The organism is Photobacterium halotolerans DSM 18316, assembly GCF_000425165.1.
Taxonomy (GTDB): Bacteria; Pseudomonadota; Gammaproteobacteria; order Enterobacterales; family Vibrionaceae; genus Photobacterium; species Photobacterium halotolerans.
This window is the reverse complement of record NZ_AULG01000014.1, coordinates 91,269-115,854: the sequence shown is the minus strand read 5'-3', so window position 1 is coordinate 115,854 and position 24,586 is coordinate 91,269. Positions and strand designations below refer to the sequence as shown.

Genomic DNA, 24,586 nt, shown 5'->3' with positions numbered 1-24,586 from the left:
CGATATGGCATCCGATTAGCCCGTCACAATAGTGTCTGTCCCGTTAAAGCAATATCCGATTTGCCGGTCGCAATAGTGTCTGTCCCACTAAAGCATCTATGCTTTTAAGGGATCAACAAGCCTGATTGCCGTCGTATGGGTGCTGTATGTTAAATGAACTGCAAACCATGATTTTCGAACTCGGGATCATTGTGGTCAGTTCAGCGTTAATAGGCACAATGTTCCTGTATGCCCGCCAGCCTATTATCCTGGCGTACATAGTTGCCGGCATTGCCCTTGGCCCGAGTGGGTTAGGCTTGCTGAATGACAGCGACAGAATCATTCAGTTCGGCCAATTCGGTGTCATCCTCTTGCTGTTTCTGCTGGGCCTGAACCTGCAACCTTTCAAGCTGCTGAGTCTCTTTAAAGAAAGCGCCCTGATCACACTGGGTACCTGCTGTCTCTTTTTTCTGGTGACACTGGGATTTAGCTTGCTGATCGGTCTGTCCCCTGGCGATTCGCTTGTGGCAGCCGCCGCACTGATGTTCTCAAGTACCGTCATAGGGCTGAAATTGATCCCGACCACCACCCTTCACCATCAGCGTGTGGGGGAAGTCATGACCAGTGTGTTACTGATACAGGACATGCTGGCTATCATTGTGATTCTGTTTCTGAATGTGCGTGAGCCTGATGTCATGATCAGCGCCTTTGTGCTCATTCTGCTGAAATTAGGGTTGCTCTGCCTGCTGGCGTATTTAGGCGTCCGCTATCTGGTACTCCCCCTGTTTCGTCGTTTTGATGTGATTCAGGAATACACCTTTGTTACCGCACTGGCATGGTGCCTGCTGTGGGCGGAAACAGCTCACCTGACGGGTTTATCCTATGAAATCGGGGCATTCGTCGCCGGACTGTCCATTGCAATCAGTCGGGTTTCGCAAGCCATTTCCCTGCACTTGAAACCTTTGAGGGAGTTTTTTCTGATTCTGTTTTTCTTCGCGGTGGGCGCAAAAATGGATATCACACAAGGTGGGACTGTGTTGCTGTGGGGCGGCCTGTTCGGGGTACTGCTGGTGGCAGTAAAAGCAGCAGGGTTCATTGTTGCACTGAAGCTGGCCAAGGAAAAAGCGCCTCAGGAACTGTCTGCCCGGCTCAGCCAAGCCAGCGAGTTTTCACTCTTACTGGCTTATTCTGCCTTAACCGCCGGCCTGGTTTCCGATCAGGGCATGCTCTTTATTCAAGCCGCGACACTCACTACTTTCATCCTGTCCACTTACTGGGTAGTAAGCCGCTTTCCTACGCCGATTTCAAGCGTGAGCGATCTGCGCAAAGACTGATCGCATATCATGCGGCCTGGCGCTGACATTGCATAGAAAAATGGTTCTGCGGGGTAATGTGATACCACATTTCGAACTGCGCTTTGTTTTTGCCTTTCATCACAGGCTGCAGGAAAATGCGGTACCCCATGAGATCGCGCTGCGCATCATAACCGAAAGGATTGGCCTGATTGGGATCTGACAGTATTTCCCGTTTCATTGATAACGGTTTTAAACGGTATTCACCTTCCAGTGACTCAAGGTGATAGTCAACAAACAGGTTGAATTCCAGCTCAGTTTTGCCTTGATCCTGATAGCGAATCCATTCTTTAGAATTAACTTTGCCATCATGATGAAAATCATAATTCACCCAGCTCTCTTCCTTGTCCGATGCCTTCTCATCCGGAAGACACTGCCACTTCCCCACCAACTCTGACATGGATGCCAGCTCCGTGGTGGCATGCGCAGCGCTGACCAGCCCAAACTGAGTCGCCAGCAACAAAGATACGGCCAGATATCTGCCCTGCGTCCATGAGTTCATCCATTCACCTACATGATTATTGTCAGATTCGTTTACTAACATAGCGAACTTAAGATAATGTCTCCACAAGCTTTTACCAAAATCAGACATTAAAAAAGGAGCCATCGCTCCTTTTAAATATTCAGTCGTCATTCGGGCCATTCTTCAGCGCTTAAGATGACTTAGCCTGAAGCTGCCCGGTATGCATTGCGGCCCGGGCTTTCTCTCCGCTGACCGTCTTGTTTTCCAGTCTTTCTGCAATGTTGGCCAGCAAATGCTTAACCGGCACAATCGGCCCCATCATGTTGACCCGCATCGCAGACCCCACGGCCCCCAAATGCAACTCCGAGACGTCAGAGGCCGAGTAGTTGTACTTATAGTTGAACTTGTCGATCGCCAGATGAAGCAGATCAAACTCCCTCCGATGACAAGAAATATATGCGCGCCAATACATAGCATCCAGAACTTCATCAGACGAGTAAGCCCGCAGAATAAAGCGCCAACTGCCATCTTCACCGTAGAAATCCAGCGGGAATATCTGTTTTGTTTTTCTTTTGTTAAACAAGGTAAATCGATCCACTTAGCCAGCGAGACTCGTAGGATTATCCAAGGATTGGAACAGATTGGAAGAGAAAAATGATAAATTTGACATTTGGATTCAGGAAGTCATCCGCGTCTGGTTATGAAGTGATTTGAGTGCTTGAGGATTCGCCAAAACGCCACCTGATTGTGGAACGCCGGGGTGAAATGTCAGGATGCAATCTTCGGGAGGATACCATAAAAAAAATGCATTTTTCAGGCTTGTAGAAAAAATAACTGCGCCTATAATGCTGAAAACCGGAGCGTCTGCCAACGCTCCGGTTTTTTTGTGCCTGCTCTTCAGGAAATTTGCTATCTGCCAATAGCGCATAACTGACGAGCAATATCCGATAGTCACAGTGAAGATAAAGAAGGAACTTCCATGCGTATCGAACAAGACCTGAAACTGGGATTCAAAGATGTACTGTTTCGCCCGAAACGTTCAACCCTGAAAAGCCGATCTCAAGTTGAATTAACCCGCGATTTTACATTCAAGCATAGCGGCCGTCAATGGTCAGGCGTCCCCATTATTGCCGCCAATATGGATTCAGTCGGCAGCTTTGACATGGCAAAAGCGCTGGCAAAACACAATGTCATGACCGCCATTCACAAACACTATACGGTTGAGGACTGGGCCGGTTTCATCAAAGAAAACCCGGCTGATGTACTCAAACACGCCATGGTCTCTACCGGTACATCAGATGCAGATTTTCAGAAAACCAAAGACATCATGGCGCTGACCGACGATCTGATGTTTATCTGCATCGATATTGCGAACGGTTACTCTGAGCATCTGGTCGAGTACGTGCAAAAAGTCCGTAACGCATTCCCTGACAAAGTCATCAGCGCGGGTAATGTTGTCACCGGCGACATGGTGGAAGAGCTGATTCTGGCGGGTGCAGACATCGTCAAAGTGGGTATCGGCCCGGGTTCAGTGTGCACCACCCGCGTGAAAACCGGTGTCGGCTACCCGCAGCTTTCTGCCATTATCGAATGTGCAGACGCCGCGCACGGGCTGGGCGGACAGATTATCGGTGACGGCGGTTGCACCTGTGCCGGCGATGTCTCTAAAGCCTTTGGTGGCGGTGCCGATTTCGTGATGCTGGGCGGTATGCTGGCCGGCCATGAAGAAAGCAACGGCGAAATCGTTGAAAAAGACGGCCAGCAATTCATGAAATTTTATGGCATGTCATCTCAGAGCGCGATGGACAAGCATTCCGGCGGTGTTGCCAACTATCGTGCCGCTGAAGGAAAAACCGTACTATTGCCTTACCGCGGCCCTGTAGAATACACCATCCAGGATATCATGGGCGGCGTGCGCTCAACCTGCACCTACGTTGGCGCGGCGAAGCTCAAAGAGCTCACAAAACGCACCACTTTCATCCGTGTTCGTGAGCAAGAAAATAACGTGTACGGAAAAGAATAACTCGGTTTTCCCGATGTATTTGAGGCCGCTTTTGAGCGGCCTTTTTCGTGTCTATATCGCTTGCTTCGCCAACGAAACCAGCTTGCTGAGGCTGCTCTATGCGGGGATGTTGAAAGCTTCCGAGAAATGAACACATCCGGTACTGTCCACTTCCCAACCAAGGTCGATCAATATGTGGATCTGTGGCTTACGCTAACACAGAACTATGAACACCCTCAGTTACATTCATGACTTAACGAATTTTATCTAATAACAGTAAATTACTTATGCAAACCCATCACTTCAACAAAAGCATTCATATCTTCTTCATTAATATTATTTTCATTCATTATTTCAATAGCTTTTTTAGCTTTTTCAGGCTGAGCTATTAAACCAGACTCTCTAATAGCAACTGTATCAGCGATAATTTTTACCTCTGTATTTGAAAGGTCATTTAATTTTGAAATAGATGTCTTAAAAAGAACATCTGTTGAATCCGGGTGATACTTCGCAAATAATAAACTCATCCGATGGAATTCATTACTGTATCCCCCCAAGCTATTATTAACATTATTAAAACCTAACCTTAGATTGTCATTTAACTTCTCATACACCTTTACCTGGTCATCCAGCTTTTTCTCTAAAATTGCTATTCTCATGTTATTTTCTTTAATAATAAAAACATAACCAATAGCAGATAAGATCAAAGCAATAACTAATGGGCCTATTATTGAGTTTTTAATAAAGTCAGACATATATCACCTAAAATAATGAGGCCAAAAGGCCTCTATTAATCAAGTTCGGTCTCGGAGAATTCTTAGCCATGCATTTAAAGTTCTTGAACGCCTTTTCGCTGTGTTCTCATTTAAAGTAGGAACACAATCATACAAAAATGGCAAAGCCGAATCTTCTGGGATGTCTTGAAGTGTCTTCCCATTACTCCAATTAATCCATGCCCAACCACAATCACTACTTTGAAAACGCATTGCAGCTGATACAAATTTCTGCTCTTGAGACAATAGTTTAAATTGCATACCTGCAGCAGTTGGCATATTAGATTTGTTTAAATAACCCAAAGTTCGGCATGCATGTAAATAATATGCGACCTGTCTAGGTGTAATCCCAAGAGTTTCAGCATTTACAACTTCATAGCTTGCTTTAGCTCTTACAACTTCGAAAACTCTTTTTAAGTCATCTGCTTGAGGAACTTTTAAGCTAGAAACATATGTTTTTTCCGCTTCCAATATTCTATTCAAGGCATTTTTAGCTTGTTCTTTTTCTAATAAAACGCCTGAAAAATCGTCAACTAGATAATTTAGCTTAAAGTCATAATCAGAATCAACAAGAGTCGATAAAAATTCTTTTACCACATCAATATCTATTTCTGATCTAATCAAAGCGTCATGTACATCATCACTATTATTCAAGATACCAAAAAAATCATTAATCGTGGGCAAGACTTCACTAAATCGATTTGATTGTAAACGCAAAATAAATGACCCAGGTCTTGCATCAACTGGAGTTAGTCTATCATTAATATCTAATACACTTGAAATCTTCTCATATACATCAGACCATGCTGTTAATACACGAGTAATTAGGTCAAGATCTAGTTTTGAACGTTTACTAGGCTTTGATATATGAATTTCGTGATCACTAGATACAGCTTTAGTGTCGATCGATTCTACATCACCAGTTGATGAAATATGAAAACCTGCAGGAGGGAAATTTTCTGGGTCTAATGTTTCGGCAGAATATTCATTTATAGAAAAATCTGACCCATCATATGCAGTATAGACTTCAAAAAGTCTATTTTCCTCTGGGTATACGTATGCATCCCTGAGTGAACGATTCCCGGATTCTAATTCATTAAGGCGATCTTTGGACATTGGAACATAGAGCCAAGTGTCTCCATTCTCGTTCTCATCAATCCAATAAACTAGATAATGTAATTGCAATGCATTGACTACACTGAACAACTTGGGTCCATCGTATTCATCATAGATGCGATAAATCTCTAACCGCCCTAAATTACTATTAATTGGTAACGGATACATAACAAGTTACTCTTCAATGCATTCAAATCGTTCTTGAGGCTGTGCCTCATCTTTAAACCACACAGTTATGTGATTGTCTTCTTCTTTACCAGTTTTCTTCATCACACCATGCTCTTCATCAAGAACACCTGTTGATAACAGCTTAGACCGCAATGCCTTATAGAGCCTTCTTTTAGTCAATGCAACATCTTTATCCCGAAACAATGAGGTTCCATAAAGCATCTCTCGTGTTTGTGGGGTCCGAGCAGCACGATTAGGATTCTCTTCATAAGAAGATTGAAAGCACTTTTTTGTTGGTGGGTTTTGCATGACCAAACGGAATGCCAAACCTTCCGCAGGTTCGGCATCTTCAGGAGGTATATCTTCAGGATAAAAGCTTGGATAATCAGACATAAGCTAAGCATCTTGCATCATTACAATTCATATTGATGCATAATAGTGCATAGCTACTTGAACTTCAAAGCATTAAGCCTTTGTTCTGTGACTTCAATTGCATTAGAAGATAAGTCATTTCCCCAAAAGCATCGATTATTTTGTAGAGAAGCAAGCCCTACAGGGCCAGACCCCATAAAAGGGTCAATTACTAGCTCAGTCTCACTTGAGCTTTGTTTTACAAGAATCTCCATCAGTTCAACTGGTTTTTCAGTAGGGTAGCCACGATAAACTCTCGGAACTTGCAGCACATCAGGAATACTCAAATCATTTAGCTTACGTTTACCCTTTTCAAAAAACAGGATAAATTCATACCTAGCACGGTAATGATACCCCATTCCTATTTTCATCTTATCCCATACTATTGGTTTCCAAAATTTAAAGCCAACTGACTCAGCGATGGGTTTTGCTATGAATGCAGTCTCTTGATCACAAAACAAATAGAAATGAGAATTTTTCCCCAAAACCCTGTAAATTTCAGAAAATAATTCTTCAAACCTTTCGTTTCTAAAAATTTCAAACCAATCATTGCTTGAAGACTTACTATTTTTCAATCGTGTTGTTGTACCTACTGCTCTATGTTTTTCCAATGATTCGTAGGGCGGATCTGTAACAACAAGGTCTACAGAGCCATCATGGATCGTTCTCAGCCATTCAACTGCATCTTGAGTAAATAGACTGTACTGTATTTTTGACTCAGTTGAATTAAACAATTTATACACGCTCATAAAATATAGGTACTGTAGATTGAAAAACACAAATCGAAGCTGGCAATACTACACCATTGACCTTGATTATGCTTGAGATTACAGAAATTTTAACAATACTGCTTTGTTCAAAATTATTTATTTTTTGGTCATCCCCATCGACTTGCTATCTTAACCAATGATAACTGTGCATGCATACAGTGTAAAGATTGTACAGCAAACCATCTTCGGCCAACTGGCCGAATTATATAAATCATCTTGCACCCATTATCCCAAACAGCTTCAACTCAAGGCCCACTCCCCCACCCAAGATTTAACATTTTCCCTCATGTTGAAAAGCCGCTATCCATGCTACATTGACGGCCTGTTTGTGATTTATGGCAGCACTATTTTTCATGCTTACTGAATGGTTTACTTCTCACAATATTAATGTTGATCAACTGATAGATCTCGGCGAGGTGCTGGGGTTGATCGCCGGTATCTCTGTCGTGATTCATTTCATACTGCACCGCGGTGTGATTCTGTGGCTGAACCGGTTCACCGGGCACAGCGAAACGCTCTGGCATCAGGCTGTGTTTGGCAAAAAACTCTTCAGCCGGTTTGCCTTGCTGATTCAGGGCATCGTGATTGCGGTGCAAACCCAGTTATGGCTGTCTGGTGACAGTGCCGTGTATGAGATTTTGCAAACCTTCACGTCGCTGTGGATCGTGCTGTACAGCTTGCTGACACTCTACGCGGTACTGGGTGTTATTGAAGTGCTGTTAGGCCGGACGCAGGCTGGCCGCAATATGCCGTTGCGAGGCTTTTCGCAGAGTCTAAAAATCATCTTTTTTGTGGTTGCGGCCCTGCTGAGCACCTCGATTTTGATCGGCAAATCTCCGGTCATACTGCTCAGTGGTCTGGGTGCGATGACCGCGGTAATCATGCTGGTGTTTAAAGATCCGATCCTGGGGCTGGTGGCGGGCATCCAGTTATCTGCCAATAAAATGCTCAGTGTGGGCGACTGGCTGGAAATGCCGAAATACGGTGCCGACGGTGATGTGATTGATATCAGTCTGACCACAGTAAAAGTGCAGAACTGGGATAAAACCATTACCACGATTCCGACCTACGCGCTGATTTCTGACTCGTTTAAAAACTGGAAAGGCATGCAGCAGTCAGGCGGGCGCCGTATTAAGCGCAGTGTGCTGATTGACGCCACCAGCGTGCACTTTCTGGCCGATAACGAGATTCGCTATCTGGAAAAAGCCCAGCTGCTTGAGCCTTATATCAAGCATAAAGTGGCAGAGATCACTCAGTACAACGAACAAAAGCAGTCGGATTTAGGCTGCCGCATCAATGGCCGTCGCTTAACGAACCTTGGCAGCTTTCGTGCGTATCTGGAACGCTACCTTCGCCAGCACCCTAATATTCATCAACACATGACATTAATGGTGCGCCAGTTGCCGCCTTCACACGAAGGAATATCGCTGGAGATTTACTGCTTTACCAATACCACTGTCTGGGTGGAATACGAGCAGATCCAATCGGATATTTTTGATCACCTGTATGCCGTACTGCCCGAGTTCGGATTGCGCGTTTCACAAGCGCCAACCGGCAGTGATTTTCGCGAATGGCACTATGCCAGAAGCTCGGCCGCACCGCAGAATATGGCATCCGATACGCGATCCGCGCAGGTATCAGAACCGATGAAGATGAATTAAAGACGTGCAAGTTAGTCAGGGCAGACTGGATTTGTCTGTCCTGACTGAGTCTGGTCATTGCGATGCTTTAAAAAGAATAATTAGTCACATCATATTTTTAATTCATGCCCACTATTATTCTGCCTGTCCTCTTTTGTTCTGCGCATATAAAGAATCCAGCCTTTTTCAAAAAGATCCCGCTTTACTTTTCACAGCTGCTATTTTGAATAGCCAAGCAATAAATCGAAATAAAATGCTCCACTATGCGTATAGCAAAAAGTCCATATAGAGTACTGATATTAATAGATTTATTCACAAAACCGCTTCTAGTTTACTGTATTTCATGTACAATCCCGTCCGACATTTTCGCCAGCCACTTAGATTAATTGTTGGTGATTTATCTTTTTGATACGCCCCTTTCTGTCGTATCCCTTTTAACCACTCACAAATCCAAGGTAAACAATGAAAAAGCTGTTTTGTTTATTTATTGCTCTGTTCATGCTGAATGGCTGTGCGGCCATGTTTAGCGGCACCAGCCAGGAAGTCAGCATTCGCAGTAAAAGTCCAAATGCGAAAATTTATGTCAATGAGCGCTATTTGGGCCAGGGCCAGGTACTGACCTCTTTTAAAAAGAAAGAAGAATACACAATCCGTGTGGAAGAAAACGGTTGCGAGTCAGTGATCCCAGTGTCTAAATCTTTTGATGCCACCACACTGCTGGGTATTTTCATCGACTACGGCCTTGTCTCTATTCTGGTTATTGATGGCGCCGCGACAGGTTCATGGCAGGAATTTGATCAAACCAACTACCTGGTTGATGCAGAATGCCAGGCAGAAGCAGCGACTGCCGCTATCTGATTGGTATTCCCTTATTGAAATCATTCCCCCGCTAAGAAAAGAGCAATCCTGTTCAGGATTGCTCTTTTAACATCAGAATTCACTCCTTCACCACAGATACCGACCCAAGAGTGTCAGCATTTTGACGGCTCTGCTCTGCTCGGGTCATGACACAAAAGTGTCTGTCCCGCTAACATCGCTTGGCCATTACACAAAAGTGCCTGTCCCGTTTATTTCCACCGTTTATTTCTCACCTGGATGCCAGAACGGCGTTGAATTATTCGGCCTGCTTCACTAAATTCTGATCAAAGCACTGCCAGTCAAATCACCTGTGATAGCCTGAACCGTCGAATCTTTGGAGAGTCATGATGGTTAAATTTTTATTTCTCGTACTTTCGTTTTTTATCGTATTTAACGTACATGCTGAGGCTGGTAACGCACATGCTGGTTACACGAAAATAGATGAAGTGGACGGCAAGATGGTCAGTTACTTTAATTTTCGTGCCGAAAGTATCACTGAAAATCAGGCCATTACCTCTTTTTATCCGCTATCTATCCAAAGTTTTTCGAATGTCTCTCAGCGAAAAAAAAGCCTTGCCGTGATTGCAGAAAATCTCTCTCAGACAGCATCCAATGATTATTTGTTGCAGTTCAGCAATGACGAAATAGATGGTGATATCCTGTTTTTCTTAACCTATGGCTTAGGCATTCTGAGTACCCGGGAAGAATTAGTTCAGGGCGTGACACTTACATCCGATGATGCCTTCAGGGTAAAAGCAAAGCTGAATGAAACATTTCAGCAGGTATCTGAAAAATTAACGGCGAGAAATTTTCTCTCGTCCCTGACCCGATCAAAATCAGGCAACCTGGCGGTCTATTTCGACTGGGAAGGCGATTGCAGTCAGATGGAAGCAACAACGACAGCGACGATTCCGGTTAATGACGTAGATGTGAAAATGACCGTTTGGTGTGATGCAAAATCCAATGCATTAACTGCCACGCCCAATTCACGCGAAGGGCTACAGTCTGTCTTTGACATTTTTTCGATGAACGAATGGGCCACCATACAACTGCCGCAAACTCAGCATGAGGTCAGATTCTGGGTGGCAGGATTTCAGCAAAGCTGGGCATCGGCGAATCAGAAAGACCTGTAACCTGAATCGGGACAGACGATATAACCTGTCTGTCCCGATAATCTTACTGCCCCAGCCACTGCAAAAGTGCCTGTTCCGTTATATTCCTTTCCGTTACATTCCCTGGCTCTTCAATCACCCGAGGGTCTGAGGCGCGGCGCTTTCAAGTCACTCCAGACACCAGCGCCGCGTTTTGCCGGCACGGCCTGTAATGCTTTGTTGTCCTGTTGCTCCTGATATGTAAACAACTGGCACTTAGGTAAAGGCTGTGCCGTACACATCTGGCCGACTTTATCCCAGGTATCTGCTGCCTGAGGCCGCTGTTTACGAAAACTGGTGTAGTTCTGGCTGACAATGGGTGCTTTTGCGGTTTGCGAATCCCCCGAAAAGTAAAAAGACTGCGGATGTCTGTACCATTCGCCGGTCGCGGCGTCAGGCGACAGAGCTTTGTTGAACGCATAACCAAACAAGATAGGTTCTGGCCCTTGCAGGGTAAGCGCATAAGCCTGGACTGAGCCATTCAATAGTGCGCTTCGGTTCGCGCTATAAGGTAAGTGCTTGATAAAATCCCGGCGCGGCGGATGATTTTGCGGCGAGAACAGACAACATTCCGGCATATCGGCTGGTCTGTCTTCCGGATAGGTCAGGAAATACGCCTTGTTTCCGAGAGACACAAACGAGCAGGAATACTCGTTATTTTCTATCGGGAAAATCGGCAGGCAATATTTGTGGTAATGCTCCATCATCGCCCCTTCGCCATCGCCGTCTGCTGGCCGGTATGTGCTGTCGTAATAGGTCGTACCGTATGAAACCGTATAATCCTGCGGGCTCAGTGTGGCAGGGGGATTGGTATATGGCGGCGGGTTGTTTGCATAGTTCTGAAACACCCGAAACATGGTCCAGTCGCTGATCCAGTATTCCGGGTACTGAGGATCACTCGGATCGCCCGCCTGACGCTGTGGCAGGCATTTTGACGCTGGCTGACAACCAAAATCATTATGCACCCCCATAGTGAAGTACACATCCGGAGCATCATCATTGTCGGCAGCATAAACGGCGCTACTCATGACGATGGCAGCCAAAGCCCCAGGGCTCAAAACGCCAACAGTAAAAGCGCGAACAATCCGGCCACCTGGCAGCAAACCTCTTCTTTCGATACACAATGAACTCATGGCTTCGCTCCCTGAATCCGACGAATTAATCCCAGTTGGTTTCGCTGCGGGTCGGTAAACATGGCAATCGATACCCTTTCATCCCCTAATGGCACAGTAACTTCCGGCATGATCACTTCACCGCCCATCAGGCCAATTTTCTCTAAACTGAGGGCTATATCGTCCACCCGGATATAAAAACCGGCGTAGGAATTAAATCCGGGCTGCTCACTGACTTTCGCAATGCCGCCGCTCAGTGTCGCGTTCCGGCCGGTACTGATAGTATAAAATGGCGCTTCCGAAGAGCCCGTCTGCTCAATCGTCCAGTCAAACAAGGGCTGATAAAAGCGCGCGACCAGCTCCGTAGGATGCGCTGTCACTATTTCATTGAAATCAAAGGGCGTTCCGGGTAGCGGAACCACTTGCCCGGCTCGAGTCACAGGCTCCATTACACCGAAGTGGTTTCCCTGCGGATCACACAGCACAGCCAGGCGGTACTGCCATTCACCGAGAGAAGAAGCCGTTGCGGGCATCACGATCTGAGCGCCAAACGATACCGCTTTTGGCAAGAATGCATCGATATCCTCAACCTGAATATAAAACAGTGTGTTCTGGGAAAACCCCGGCTCGTCCGAGGTTTTTGTCAGCAGACCAACCGGCGCACAGCCCGGTGTTGGAGAACGGATTGCGTACAGCGTTCCCTGATCATCAATTCGCTGAAACTGCCAGCCAAAGACCTCGCCATAAAAATGGCTGAGGTCAAAGGGTGCTGGCGTGACAATCTCGTGGAAAACAAACGGATTCGTCATACACCAGCCTCATACATTGGTTGCGACATACTGAAATGGCGGTGCGGCAAACTCACCATTACCTAAGTCAATCGTGACCATTTTCTGTACGCTTAATCGCAGTTCATACATCAGCCCCATGGCATGATCCAGCTGCTGCGGCTCGCCGTTGAAGGTGTGATGCAATGAGTTAAGCAAAGAAGAGTAGGTGTAATTGGTTTGATCCGCGTAGCGCCGGGCCGTACTGCCCTCAGGGTAATCCTGCGCCTTGGCATTATGCCGCAGGTTATACACATCCTCCGGATTCAGCGGCACGGGTTCGCCGCTAAATGACCAGCCGACCGGTGAACCGGCATCTTTAACCAGGCGCTTACCATAATAAATTTCGGCAAAGCGGTAATAATGTGCCAGTTCGCCTTCTTCATCCGTCGGGGATTTACTGCTGCCCTCACCCTGCTCAACAATCAGTTTAAGTGCGCTGCAAGCGGTTTCCACATCCGTCACAGCCCATAATTCATTCGCTGGGAACCACTTGGTATTGGCCAGCTGGCGGCTGGGGTCGCCCGTAAAAATGCTGTCTCCCAATTGCACTATTTTGTCGATGATCGCCTGATAAAACTCACCAATCGTCGCGTAATTGGCGTCCGCCTTAAGCATACTGGTAACGGGTATATCTATGGGGTTTTCCGGCTCTTCAATCGCCATGAACACGGTTTTCACCTGTTCTTTCGTCAAAGGTGCCAGGGTGGCAATCAGCCCTCTGTCTTCACCTACCCCCATTGGCAACGGGCCAGGAAAGGTCGGGACAAAATCGGGCTTGTTGATTTGCGGCGCACCACCAATTGCATTGAGTACATTACAGGCGATGCTCATGTGTAACATCTCTTCAATCACAACACTGCGGACTATGTTGCCGGCTTCAACATTCTGCGCCTGTTTCAGCGAAAACATCCCGGTCAGATACACAGGCACAGTTGCATGTTCAAGCTCGATTGCACTTTGCAGATACTTATGCAATTCGCTCACTTCGGAAATATCATGAATTTTATCAATGATTTGTCTTTTGAGTTTCAACATGTTCGTACCCGCCCTTAATCTTGTTGAGTGAGGTTGCGACGATACTGCTCTGCAGCCAGTTCTTTTGAACCTTTGATATCTTGTGATGATTCCGCTTCCAGGCTGGCTTTTGCCAGTGGCGAGCTGATTTCACAAGAGGCACAAGGTTCTATGGGTAAAGGCGCGTCGTTCTGTCCTCGTCGCAGCAGGTAATTACCGTTGGCATCCTGCTCGCACAGCCACTTGAGCACCATTTGTCGCTTAGGCTCGGAAAGATCACGGGTGACAGGCATGTAATTCGGATCGCTCTGCTCGCGTGAGAAAGCCAGCTCCAGCAGATTGCGAAATCTCACCATGGAGTCGTAACTGCTGAGATTAACCAGCATGCGGCCCATGATCGGGTACAGGTTGTTGTACTGGCTCATAATAGGCTTGATGTCATCCCAGGTGGGTTTATCGGGCACGGTAAATTTGTCAAAGACCAGATTGGCAATAAAATCAAACATCTGCTGGATATAACCCGGATCACTGACCGGTGTGTAACTGAGTAAATACACCTGGCCGTCAATATACTCTCTGGGATTACCCGGCGCAGAAACACTGTAACCGTAATGCGCCCTGCCGTGTGAGTCGGTGGCCACTGTCTGGCCGAGAGAAATGGCTGACGCCGGGATGTTAATGACAGGAATAGGCACATCTGCCGGTTGCGGGCCACCGCCGCCCATGCCTTTTGCCGGTGGCTGCAGCGTCACGGCAATCTTTTCTCCGGCAGCAGGAATACCATAACGGGACGCATAGAGATCGACCGACACAGGCACAGCCGGATTTAAGCGATGGACAACCTGATCGGCCCGCACCAGTAGCCCTTGCGCCGTTTCCCGGATCAGCACACCGTTGTTATCCGTGCTCAGCAAGGCCAGCGGCTGGCACTGTATTTTCTGAAGCAGGGCTGGGTCAATATCAGTCACATTAAACAGAGCACCTTCAGCATTGAGCCAGTCCTTTGTCAGATAAGGTATAACACCACCAATCGGGGTAAACTGATTGCCAGAAATCAGCTGTGTGTCCCCTTCTTTGATGTTCTCAAAGGGCGGCTCCAACACCACCAGTTGCATATTTCCTAGATTAACAAAGGCACCGTCATTACCTGACAGCGGCAACGCATTACTGAAGTCAACGCACAGGTTGCGGTTGGTGGCATCTACCTGGGCATTAAAGAAGTTAATTTTCTGTGCAGTGCTCTCGCCGTTGGCTGGCGCAAAACGACGTCCGAGCACAAAAGTATCCGGCTCATAATCTAATGCCGGGCCAATCACCCCGCTGACGCGACCAATCGTAAAGTCCGGATTCTTGTGATCCATGTTGTAGCTGTACAGCATCATGCGGACAGACAATTTTCCAACCTGCTCTGCCATTGCCTTCAGTTGCTGAAGAAAGGGGGAATGGCTGCTATCAACCCAGCTCAGATCCTCCAGTACCGATTGATAAATCGCCGTGGCGGCCTGATCGCCGGCACCGCCTCCCTGCTGCCTGCCGAACAAAATGTCACGGAATGGCGCAGGTAAAAAACGCCCTGCCACAAAATCAGGCGTCTTGCCGTCCGTCAGCCGCATGGTCAGCCCCCAGATTTCAGAGACCATCTGCATCTGCGGATCCAAGTCCACCATTTTGGCACTGACCAGATCATTAGAACCGCCCAGCAGCATGCCGATAACAGGATCTTTCGCCGGATCACTGGTGGTTGTGCCGTCCTGATAGCCGACCTGCGTCACTCTGCAGTCGATCAAACGAAACGCACCGGAACCACAGGGATTCCACCAGCCATTGACCGCGCCCTTGCCGTATTCCTGATACTCAGGTATGAACTTGTCGACATCGAAATGACGCACATCGTTATTGACGGTCGATACGTCCGACTGAAACCGGCCGGAAAACACCATCCGCAAGTTATTTAAGTAGCTCATATTGCCTCGCTATTGAAAGTGCTGTTGCAACAGACCGCAGACTTGCTGCATGGGTAGACAATCCGGCTTATTCAACCGGTCTAACATCTGCTTGTTATTGGTAATGAATATCGGTCCATCTTCCGGCCGCTCGGCCAGACGCCCGTGACTGCCTTTCACCAGAGAAGGATCCAGAGGAATGACATCCATAAGCATGCGCTGCCCGAGTTTTTTCTGTAGCAATCGGGCGGCGATTTTCAGTTTGACGAAACGAATCGTAGGGTCGACAAACAGTTCTGCCGGGTCGTAGCCGGGTTTACGGTGAATATCCACGGTTCGGGCAAAGTCAGGGGCTTTGCTGTCATCCAGCCAGTAGTAATAATTAAACCAGCAGCCCGGTTCGGCGATCAGCACCAGCTCCCCCGACCGGGAATGCGCAATGCCAAACGCTTGCTGATCCTGGCCGTCAAGCACCCGCTCTATGCCGGGTTGTGCCTGCAGCAGAGATTTCACCGCAGAAAGGTCAGCCGGATCGTTGATATACACATGCGCAACCTGATGATCCGCAACGGCAAAAGCACGACTGCTGCCACAATCGAGCAGTTCCCAGCCCAGAGATTCCCTGACACGCAGCAAACCGGCTTCGCGTAACAGGCGGTTGACAGACACCGACTGAGTGACCTGGGTAATACCGTATTCAGAGACCACCATCACATCGGCGCCCTGCTCCCGGGCAAAGTCGAGCAAACGTCCGGCTTCGTGATCGATCATCGCCAGATCTTTGGCAATCTCCGGTGACTCCGGCCCTAAACGCTGCAGGTTGTAGTCGAGATGCGGCAAATACACCAATTGGAGATGCGGGCGGTTCAGTGTGAATTCGAGCATGGCGCAATCCACTATCCAGCGGCTGGATCGGATATCGGCCGTCGGCCCCCAGAAATTGAAAAAAGGAAACGTACCGACCCTGGCTTCGATCTCCTGATGAAGCTGCGCCGGTTCTGAATACAGGCCCAGGATTTTCCGGCCATCGGCAGGGTAATGCGGACGTGGCGTGATCGCATGGTCGACATCCGCATACATGTTGTACCACCAAAACAGTTGTGAGCATTTCAGCCCGGGATTGTTCCGTTTGATCTTGTGCCAGATTTTCTCGCCCTGAACCAGTTGATTGGGTTGCAGCCAGAATTTTACTTCTGCCAGTTCGCGAAAATACCAGCCATTACCCACTATGCCGTGCTCACCAGGCGACAAGCCTGTCAGCATGGTAGCCTGCGCCGTTGCCGTCACCGCAGGAAACACCCCTTGCATGGGTAACATGATGCCGTCATTGACCAGCGCATTCAGCTGAGGCGTGTGCTCACCGAGCAAAGCAGGTGTGAGCCCGACAATATTGATCACGATTAAGGGCTTAGTCATGATGTAGCAACCCTCTGTCGGCCAGTTGCTGCTCCAGCCAGTGCAACTCACCGGCAACACCATCAATCAGGGCATTATCATCCTGAGGCTGCAACGCAGCAGGCAACACATCCCAGGTGTAGGTTTCGACTTCCAGACAGGGCTTCACGAGGTCCTGATAGTCAGCAAGGAACTGAAAAACACCATTGAGTGTACCGTGCAAGGGCTTGATAGCCGGGTGTATGCATGATGAAAAGCTGAGCGGTATATGAAAATGCACCCGCCAGCTTGTTGTATCGTTAAGTCCGGTTCGCGCCATATACATTGACGCCAAAGCCTCAGACAAATCCGGCACTGCGATAAGTTTTCCGTCCGGACAACGGGCTTTTACCTGATGCAGATAACGTGCTTCGGCGAATTCAGCCAGCAGGTCGTGCACATCTGACACAGGATCCTGCAAACTTTGCATATCCACTTCAAACGCATTGGAAATCTGAATTTTTCCGATGGTGATGCCGGCTTCAGTAATCCGGCGTAAGGCATCATAGCTATCTTCATACATCACGCCCTGATGACACACATCAAAACACACACCCAGATGCGCCGGATATTCGCCATTGGCGGCTGTCAGCGCCGAGAAAAACGCGATCAGCTGCGATGTGGTTTCCAGCACGCAGTCAGGCTCCATTTCCAGACACACCACTATGTGCTTGCCCTCCAGCTCTTTCAGCACAGCCAGCTCGGCATTGAGCCGTAACAACTGTTCGATACTTCTTTGCTGTTTTTCCTCACTCCATTGGTGCCGGTAGCCTAATGGCAAAGTTGAAATCGTGCCCTGCGCAACAGATTCAGGCAGGCAGCTTGCCAGAACCACACCCAGCTGACAGGTATATTTGAGGCGCTCCGGTTCACTCCAGTCAGGCAGATAGACGGCTTCTTTCACCTTGGTCTGATGAAAGTTTCCATAGGGAAATCCGTTCAGGCTGGTCAGTACAACACCATGACGCTGAAGGGTTTCTCTGAACACTTTTAACGATTCAGGCGACTGTAACGAACTGGCAGCGACGGCGCTGAGCCACAGGCCGCTTGCCATCTCTGACAAAGTGCGCCTGGCCATCACACGGGAAAAATACCGCGCCAGATTCTCTTCAACATCGGCCAGCTGCTCGCCCGGATGAAGATTGCTGCAGTAAGACAATTCACTCCGTCGCCACATATGTACACCACTCCTTGTGATTTGATTTCTGGGATTGCCGTCAGCTTTCGACTATGGGTGTTTGCCCGCGCAGCGCCGAGTTGGATTCCCACAATCTGGTCTGATCAACGCTGATGGGAACGCTGACGTCTTCTTTGCTGATACGTCCGCTTTGAGCAAAGAAATCTATCGGGTTATCAAACAGCACTTTGGTGATCTCGGCATCGCTGTACCCCGCCTGCCGCATCGCTGCGCCTGTTTTCGGCACTTTGAGCGGATCACTGCATCCCCAGTCTGCGGCACTGTTCACTACCATTTTTTCCAGTCCGTACTCTTTCAGCAGCGCGACCATGCGTTGTTCAGACATCTTGGTATTGGGATAGATAGAGTGGCCGCGCCAGCAGTCGGTTTCCATTACCAGAGGCAGCGTCTGTTCATTCAGGTGATCGATAATGACCATGTGTTCAGGAATGCCCACTTCGCGGATCAAGGCAATAGTACGTTTCGTTCCGCCAATTTTGTCTCTGTGCGGGGTGTGGACCAGTACCGGCAGTTCAAACTCCATCGCGAGCTGCATTTGTTCCGCCATGAACAGCTCTTCTTCAGGTGTAATATCGTCGTAGCCGATCTCGCCAACGGCAACCACACCGTCTTTTGCCAGAAAGCGTGGCAGCACAGCCATGACCTCGTTCGCCAGTCCCAGATCGTTAGCTTCTTTGGGATTCAGTCCCATAGTGCAGTAATGATGGATACCAAACTGGCTGGCCCTGAACCTTTCCCAGCCTAACAAAGTGTCAAAATAATCAATGAAACTACCCACAGAAGTCCGTGGCTGCCCCTGCCAGAAAGCCGGCTCAATAACGCCGACAATACCGGCGGCGTACATACGCTGATAATCGTCCGTTGTGCGTGACACCATGTGAATATGCGGATCAAAATATGTCATGATTGAAGTACCCGGTGAGTGAAGAAAGCGATTGAGAATGGTCAAAGCGAGACGCGGTCAGAAGGTGATCAATCAGTTGTTTCACCTCGCTGGTAAGCGACGGTGAATGCCTTGCTGAAAGCCTTTGCCAGAGTGAATCCGGGCAATCCAGTGCACCATTATTAGCCAGTGCCAGTAAGGTGTAATACTGATGAGCATCAGATTCGGAAAAAACATAAGCCAGATAGGTCTCTTTGCCACTGTCGGACAAATACCGAAAGCGCATCCCCAGCCAGACAGACTCGGGGACTGCACGTTCAGCCAGTAATCGCTCCTGCACCAGATCAGCACAAAGTTGTGTCAGTTCAACCGACTGACGCAGTGGCAACCCTCTGACTGATTCAATATTCAAATCAAGAAACAGCGCCTTGAGCACTAACTGATGAAACGCCCGCTCGTTGAAATACTTCACCGGGTAGGCGTTGTTCAGCGCCAGTGCCGCAAACAGATTCACATCATTAGTACGGGCTGTTTCGTGCGCAATCCGGTTCAGTTCGTGATGACTGGACAGCCAGTCCAGCGCCCTGACAACGACAATCTTCTCGTTTTCGTCAAACTGGCGATAGGCAGAGAACAGCACGTCGCTCCAGTTTGCTGCAGGCACTATGGTTCTCAAGGTCAGTAACAGAAGCAGACGCCCGGCCTGATCCACCTGCCAATCTGTTCCTTCCGGCTGATAAGGCAGCGCCTGCTCTCCCAATTTTCGCCGCGCCATGGCACTGGTGAGCAGTAAAGCGGATACCGCGTCCTCCACAGATTTGGTGCCGAGAATCTTATCTCTGGCGACCTGCAGCCAGGTTCGGGCTTCAGGAGTCAGGGCTACCGCCAGCTCACTTTGCAGTGCGTCGGGTGAAAAAGGGCTGAGCGGCGTATCGAAACGTCGTGAATGCATGACTTGGTCTCACACGTCAGGTTGCCTGTATCCACTTCTGTAAACCAGGCATGATAAAAAACACCGCCACGCACAACAGGCTCGGCAGAATCAAATTCATACTGGCAAGCATTAAGCCATCCAGCAGCGGTACAGCAGCAAGCAGCCCGCCGATAAAGCCCCGTACATTTTTGTGCGGAGTGAACAGGCATCGCTGCATGGTATAAAGCAAATACAGACTCAAACAGCAGGCATAGAGCCAGAAATAGGGGAAGGTATAACCAAGAAAACTGACCAGAATAACAGGCAGGAAAAGCAAGCCGACTGACCCGATCTGAGACACTTTGTTGGTGTGCTCTTCACGGGCGACATAGGTGATTCCACTGATATAGAGACACAGCGCCAGTGCCGCGAGAAATAGTTCTGGGGTGATATCTGCCAGCATTAATGCGGCAACCAGATAGACGCCTAAACGGCATCCGCCCATCAGCACCGCACTGTGCCTGAATTGCTTGTGTACCCGGTTATACAGCAGTATTAATGCCGCCAGTAAACCAACAGCAACCCAGCCATATGTCGCCTGTTCGGGAACAGCCCGCTGATACACACTGCCTGCCAGGCCAATTCCCAGCGCCAGCATAGCCAAACCATTGAGCCAGACTGCAGTCGCAGATACCTTGCCCTGAGTAATTGGCCTGGCATTGTTATTATGCCTGTCCCAATTGGCATCAAAGGCATCATTGAGAAACATACCGGCCAGATACATCAGTGAGAGTGATAACAGGCAACCGGTCCAGAGTATGATCTGCAGGCTCACACTGCCCGGTATCCATTCTTCGTTGTCCATTGCTCCGGTACTCAGAGCCTCATTGCCCAGACTGGCCTGCGCGATCAACGCTGCAGCAAACACATTGCTCCAGACGCTGGGCAGATTGGATGCGCGACCGAGTGTCAGCCAGGTATGCAGCCGCATTAACCCACCTCCGACCAGCTGAGGGATTCACTTTGCGCAGCGACGTCAGCCTGATGATCACGTTTCAGGGCCAGCAACGCAATGAACAACCGGTCTGCATCAATGTCGTGCACTTCGATACCTACCCCGACAGACGACAAAAGCGTGACACATAACTGGCCGCCGAGATGCTGCCGGAAATCTTCCAGGCCCTGAAACACCACAGGCTGCCCCTGTTTATCACACTGATCCAGTGCCGGATGCCACAAGGAAAAACCGAGTGCTGTCAGCAGCTGAATCAGCCTTTGCTGATCACTTGGACTCAACAGACCGATCTCTGTCGCATAATACGCATCCAGTGCCATGCCTATCGCAACGGCTTCGCCGTGACGACACTCATAGTGGCTCATGGCTTCCAGTTTATGTGCGGCCCAGTGACCATAATCCAGCGGGCGGGCGTTTCCTGTTTCAAAGGGATCACCGGCAAGCGTAATCTGGTTAATGTGCAGCTCGGCACACCGCGCGATGGCAAATTGGGTGGCCTGATCGTCAAAGGTATTCAGCGAATGCGCGTTGTTTTCCAGCCAGTCGAAAAATTCAGCACTGCGAATGGCGGCTACTTTCACCGCTTCCGCCAGACCAGCACGACGATCACGATATGACAAGGTATTGAGCAGCGAAAAGTCGTTAAGAACCGCGAATGGCGGACAAAATGTACCGATAAGGTTCTTTGCACCATAACCGTTCACACCATTTTTTACCCCGACACCCGCGTCATTCTGGGCCAGTACTGTACTTGGCATCCGCAGTAATTTAATGCCGCGGTGAAACGTAGCGCACACATAACCCACAGTGTCGAGCACAGCACCGCCGCCCACTGCAATAACCACATTGTGTCTGTCAATCTGGTGTTTCAGCAGGTACTGATAAAGCTTGTCTGTTTGCGATGCCTGTTTTATCGCCTCCCCGCCTCTCACTACCAATGGTTGCCCTTTCAGGTGTATGTATTGGTGGTGTTGCTGAAAATAAGCCTGCGCCCGTTCCAGCCAGTCAGGACTTTCATTCACTACGCCCTGATCAACGATCAAAACACAGCCTTGAGCCGCCTCTTCCCGGCGGGCTCTGAGCAAGAGCGTCAATAAATCAGAGTTACTGAGGGAAAATACATCGTGAGTAAAACAGATGGGGTATTGATACTGAACCGTGAAGCGGGCTTTGATTGTCTGGATTTCTGTTGCTGACGGCTGAATGTCTGATGTCGATGTGCCGGTCGTTAAAGTCACACGTTGCCAGAATCTCTGCAGCAGCCAGCCAATAACCGGAATCAGCACACTGCCGGCTACCACCAGCAGAAAAGGATCACGCTTGTCACCATAGAGGCTGACATACGCATAAGCCCCCGCCAACCAACTGTTAGCCAGCGACGTTAGCACCAGGAATTTGATGAAGGGGTACTGAACCATACCGGCCGCAATCACTGATGTTTCAGCAAGTACAGGCACACCCCGCATCATAATGAGCGCACCGCCCCCCATTTTGTCCGCCAATTGCCGTGCCTTTTGACGTTCTTTAACAGATAACCAGCGTGTTCCAATCCATTTTTCAGAACAGTCGCCGAGCCAGTACCCGACGCAGCAAGCCAGTGTCAGCCCCAGCCAGACAGAAAGCCCGCCAGATAACGGGCCTAAAACGGCCACAGCAAACATGGCCACGACGCTCGAAGGAACTGGCAGGATAATGTCAAAGGTCAGTAAGGTGACAACAAAAAGAAAGAGCAGAAAAAGCCCGGAACCGTGATAACCGGACAACTCAGAGATGGCTGATGACACCCATCGCATAGCATCCTGTTCGAATAACAAAAAGCTGACGATGATCAAGGCCATTACTCCTGCACAGTAAAGCAGCAAGCCAGTGCCTGTTCGTTGAAATGTATCCATAATGTCCCAACCTTGCCCAACTGAAAATGGGTGACTCACTGACCGGATACTTCGCACTCGCTTACTGACTTGTCCTTGTTAACAGTAAGTGAAACTGCACCCTGGTCACTCAACGTCGCGTCAAGAATCACACCACATAGTTTCCAAAAAAATGGAATAATTGTTGTTTGAGTTGAATATAGCCCTGCCAGAATAAGGGCTAATGAAAGAACACGGCTTGCACTCAACCAAAAGTTTATATTGCGAGATAGCCAGGAAAAGACATGTAAAAAACAATAAAGTCAGTTACATTTAAGTGAATGGACAAAGAATAAAATAACAATTTAAAATCAATAAATTAAGACGACACTGGATATAAAGACTTGGATTTTCACTCATCCGCAGATCTCAGGTAACCTATCATCCGTATCACCACCATAGTTACTCCCTGTCAACTGAGTGAAAAAGCATATTGAATTCAAGTTCAGATTCGCTCACACACTGGAAGCCAAGACGTTCATATAAACGCCGGGCTGGGCTGTCTTTTAATACGCTTAAGGCTACAGACTCATTATTGTCCGTCGCTTTAGTTATCAGCTCAGTGATAAGTGCCCAGCCTATTTTATGACTCTGATACTCGGGAAGGATTTGAATCTGAGCCAGATACCACTGGTTCAAATCTGCCTGATAAAATGCTTTAAACAAGCCAACACGCTTATCGGCTATTTCCACAATTTGCGCGTCATCAAAATGATAAAGAATTCGGTTTTTATAGGCATCTTTGTCTGTCGGTGCACCTGCCTTTTGCAAATGCTGTCGCATAGTCTGATCACGCAATTCCAACAAAAAGTCCATATCTGCCCATGTCGCTTTTCTTAGTCGAATCGGGTAAATGTCCATGCTTACTTCATCCTGCTTCATCTTCATTTTGATAATAAGTAGCATAGTATCAAACACTTAAAATCAATCCAGATCATACACACCACTCATTCGAAAAAACCGAACAAGATGGAAGAAAAAACACACTGTAACGTGACCAAAATCACACTTAGTATAGCTACATGCTTTAAAACATCCTTCTTCATCTGAATCAATTGTCGGAGTCACACTATGAAAACCTTTCTTGCAGCACTGTTCACAGCCGCCATCGCATTTTCCGGTTCAGCATTCGCCGATTTAAAAGAGTCACTCACTGTACAAGTTACGCCTTTAAAAGGCGGGGCGTGGGTGTTCGTAGAAAAAGAGGGCGTACCGCAGGCCAATGTTGATGTCTCTGTGCCAAACCAGAAATCCCATTACAAAACCAAAAAAGACGGGCGTGTGTTTGTTTACAGCCACAGAGAAGCGGCCCACACGCTCACCATCAATATTTCTGAACAAGGTGGCGAGACATTTGCGGTTCAACGTCTGATTCCATCAAGCCGATAATTCAGCAACTACCACTACTTTCCACTGGCACTGGCGCGTTTATTCGCGCCTTTTGCTATACCTGCACCTGCGCCCAGCCACTTCACCCTTTCTGCTGGTGAGAGTTAATCTCTGCCCTGCTTTTTTGTACTTGCCTGACAACAATGTCAGGCTGTTTCCTTTTTCGTTTATTTGTGGACCGATCTCTTAGTTTAATATTCAACCTGATGCGCAATTATTTCCTGATGGTATAACAGGCGGCTTACCTTAATAGATATAAATC

Annotated in this window: 23 protein-coding genes; 6 read left to right on the top strand and 17 right to left on the bottom strand. The window is 48.2% G+C overall.

The features are described from left to right. The first annotated feature begins 146 nt into the window (after positions 1-146). Positions 147-1,313: a cation:proton antiporter gene (locus H511_RS0102740; protein ID WP_027250929.1), complete on the top strand. Its 1,167-nt coding sequence runs from the start codon at positions 147-149 to the stop codon at positions 1,311-1,313. A gap of 7 nt (positions 1,314-1,320) precedes the next feature. On the opposite strand, the gene H511_RS0102735 is transcribed toward H511_RS0102740, so the two are convergent. Then, the gene (locus tag H511_RS0102735; RefSeq protein ID WP_051287776.1) at positions 1,321-1,833 is read right to left on the bottom strand and encodes a hypothetical protein; all 513 of its coding nucleotides are present in this window, start codon (positions 1,831-1,833) and stop codon (positions 1,321-1,323) included. Positions 1,834-1,984: 151 nt separating this feature from the next. Then, positions 1,985-2,377: a hypothetical protein gene (locus H511_RS22350; RefSeq protein WP_237582994.1), complete on the bottom strand. Its 393-nt coding sequence runs from the start codon at positions 2,375-2,377 to the stop codon at positions 1,985-1,987. 396 nt (positions 2,378-2,773) lie between these two features. Between H511_RS22350 and H511_RS0102725 the strand changes: the two genes are divergently transcribed. Continuing rightward, entirely contained in the window at positions 2,774-3,817 is a 1,044-nt protein-coding gene (locus H511_RS0102725; protein ID WP_027250927.1) for a GMP reductase, read from the top strand. Between the two features lie 260 nt (positions 3,818-4,077). Here the strand turns inward: H511_RS0102725 and H511_RS0102720 are convergent, their stop codons facing one another. The 4 genes from H511_RS0102720 to H511_RS0102705 are packed head-to-tail and all read right to left on the bottom strand — an operon-like array spanning position 4,078 to position 7,013. After that, positions 4,078-4,551 carry a hypothetical protein gene (locus H511_RS0102720; protein WP_027250926.1) on the bottom strand — a complete coding sequence of 158 codons (474 nt, stop codon included), beginning with the start codon at positions 4,549-4,551 and terminating at the stop codon, positions 4,078-4,080. A 39-nt stretch (positions 4,552-4,590) separates the two neighbouring features. Beyond that, positions 4,591-5,853 (bottom strand): DUF6575 domain-containing protein, encoded by a 1,263-nt coding sequence (locus H511_RS0102715; protein WP_027250925.1) that lies wholly within the window; start codon positions 5,851-5,853, stop codon positions 4,591-4,593. A gap of 6 nt (positions 5,854-5,859) precedes the next feature. Next, on the bottom strand, positions 5,860-6,246 hold the full coding sequence (locus H511_RS0102710) for a hypothetical protein (RefSeq protein ID WP_027250924.1): 387 nt from the start codon (positions 6,244-6,246) through the stop codon (positions 5,860-5,862). A gap of 53 nt (positions 6,247-6,299) precedes the next feature. Continuing rightward, on the bottom strand, positions 6,300-7,013 hold the full coding sequence (locus H511_RS0102705; protein WP_081669169.1) for a DNA-methyltransferase: 714 nt from the start codon (positions 7,011-7,013) through the stop codon (positions 6,300-6,302). A gap of 374 nt (positions 7,014-7,387) precedes the next feature. Between H511_RS0102705 and H511_RS22345 the strand changes: the two genes are divergently transcribed. The 3 genes from H511_RS22345 (at position 7,388) to H511_RS0102685 (ending at position 10,665) form a co-directional block, all read left to right on the top strand. Continuing rightward, a complete protein-coding gene (locus H511_RS22345; protein WP_211225174.1) occupies positions 7,388-8,695 on the top strand; it encodes a mechanosensitive ion channel family protein in 1,308 nt (435 codons plus the stop codon). A 441-nt stretch (positions 8,696-9,136) separates the two neighbouring features. After that, positions 9,137-9,532: a PEGA domain-containing protein gene (locus tag H511_RS0102690; RefSeq protein WP_027250921.1), complete on the top strand. Its 396-nt coding sequence runs from the start codon at positions 9,137-9,139 to the stop codon at positions 9,530-9,532. Positions 9,533-9,876: 344 nt separating this feature from the next. Then, complete coding sequence (locus tag H511_RS0102685) at positions 9,877-10,665, top strand: hypothetical protein (protein WP_211225173.1); 789 nt, start codon at positions 9,877-9,879, stop codon at positions 10,663-10,665. Between the two features lie 110 nt (positions 10,666-10,775). On the opposite strand, the gene H511_RS22340 is transcribed toward H511_RS0102685, so the two are convergent. The 11 genes from H511_RS22340 to H511_RS0102630 all read right to left on the bottom strand — a co-directional run bounded on the left by H511_RS22340 (position 10,776) and on the right by H511_RS0102630 (position 23,853). Beyond that, complete coding sequence (locus H511_RS22340) at positions 10,776-11,816, bottom strand: hypothetical protein (RefSeq protein ID WP_051287746.1); 1,041 nt, start codon at positions 11,814-11,816, stop codon at positions 10,776-10,778. Next, complete coding sequence (locus H511_RS0102675) at positions 11,813-12,604, bottom strand: VOC family protein (RefSeq protein WP_027250919.1); 792 nt, start codon at positions 12,602-12,604, stop codon at positions 11,813-11,815. Before H511_RS0102675 ends, H511_RS22340 begins: the two co-directional genes overlap by 4 nt. A gap of 9 nt (positions 12,605-12,613) precedes the next feature. Beyond that, positions 12,614-13,660 carry a ferritin-like domain-containing protein gene (locus tag H511_RS22335; RefSeq protein ID WP_051287745.1) on the bottom strand — a complete coding sequence of 349 codons (1,047 nt, stop codon included), beginning with the start codon at positions 13,658-13,660 and terminating at the stop codon, positions 12,614-12,616. A 14-nt stretch (positions 13,661-13,674) separates the two neighbouring features. Then, positions 13,675-15,603, bottom strand: a complete 1,929-nt coding sequence (locus tag H511_RS0102665; RefSeq protein WP_155804782.1) for a hypothetical protein — start codon at positions 15,601-15,603, stop codon at positions 13,675-13,677. 9 nt (positions 15,604-15,612) lie between these two features. Continuing rightward, complete coding sequence (locus tag H511_RS22330) at positions 15,613-16,998, bottom strand: alkaline phosphatase family protein (protein ID WP_051287743.1); 1,386 nt, start codon at positions 16,996-16,998, stop codon at positions 15,613-15,615. Then, positions 16,991-18,193, bottom strand: a complete 1,203-nt coding sequence (eboE, locus tag H511_RS0102655; protein WP_036758558.1) for a metabolite traffic protein EboE — start codon at positions 18,191-18,193, stop codon at positions 16,991-16,993. The genes H511_RS22330 and eboE overlap by 8 nt, the downstream gene beginning before the upstream one ends. 40 nt (positions 18,194-18,233) lie before the next feature. Further along, the gene (locus H511_RS0102650; RefSeq protein ID WP_081669158.1) at positions 18,234-19,118 is read right to left on the bottom strand and encodes a TatD family hydrolase; all 885 of its coding nucleotides are present in this window, start codon (positions 19,116-19,118) and stop codon (positions 18,234-18,236) included. After that, positions 19,105-20,049 (bottom strand): EboA domain-containing protein, encoded by a 945-nt coding sequence (locus H511_RS24000; RefSeq protein ID WP_051287741.1) that lies wholly within the window; start codon positions 20,047-20,049, stop codon positions 19,105-19,107. The genes H511_RS0102650 and H511_RS24000 overlap by 14 nt, the downstream gene beginning before the upstream one ends. A gap of 16 nt (positions 20,050-20,065) precedes the next feature. Beyond that, the gene (locus H511_RS0102640; protein ID WP_036758556.1) at positions 20,066-21,001 is read right to left on the bottom strand and encodes a UbiA family prenyltransferase; all 936 of its coding nucleotides are present in this window, start codon (positions 20,999-21,001) and stop codon (positions 20,066-20,068) included. Beyond that, on the bottom strand, positions 21,001-22,917 hold the full coding sequence (locus H511_RS22320; RefSeq protein ID WP_081669157.1) for a 3-dehydroquinate synthase: 1,917 nt from the start codon (positions 22,915-22,917) through the stop codon (positions 21,001-21,003). Before H511_RS22320 ends, H511_RS0102640 begins: the two co-directional genes overlap by 1 nt. A gap of 420 nt (positions 22,918-23,337) precedes the next feature. Then, positions 23,338-23,853 carry a GNAT family N-acetyltransferase gene (locus H511_RS0102630; RefSeq protein ID WP_248616562.1) on the bottom strand — a complete coding sequence of 172 codons (516 nt, stop codon included), beginning with the start codon at positions 23,851-23,853 and terminating at the stop codon, positions 23,338-23,340. Between the two features lie 153 nt (positions 23,854-24,006). On the opposite strand from H511_RS0102630, the gene H511_RS0102625 reads away from it, so the two are divergent. Further along, positions 24,007-24,324 (top strand): hypothetical protein, encoded by a 318-nt coding sequence (locus H511_RS0102625; RefSeq protein ID WP_027250913.1) that lies wholly within the window; start codon positions 24,007-24,009, stop codon positions 24,322-24,324. Positions 24,325-24,586 lie beyond the last annotated feature (262 nt).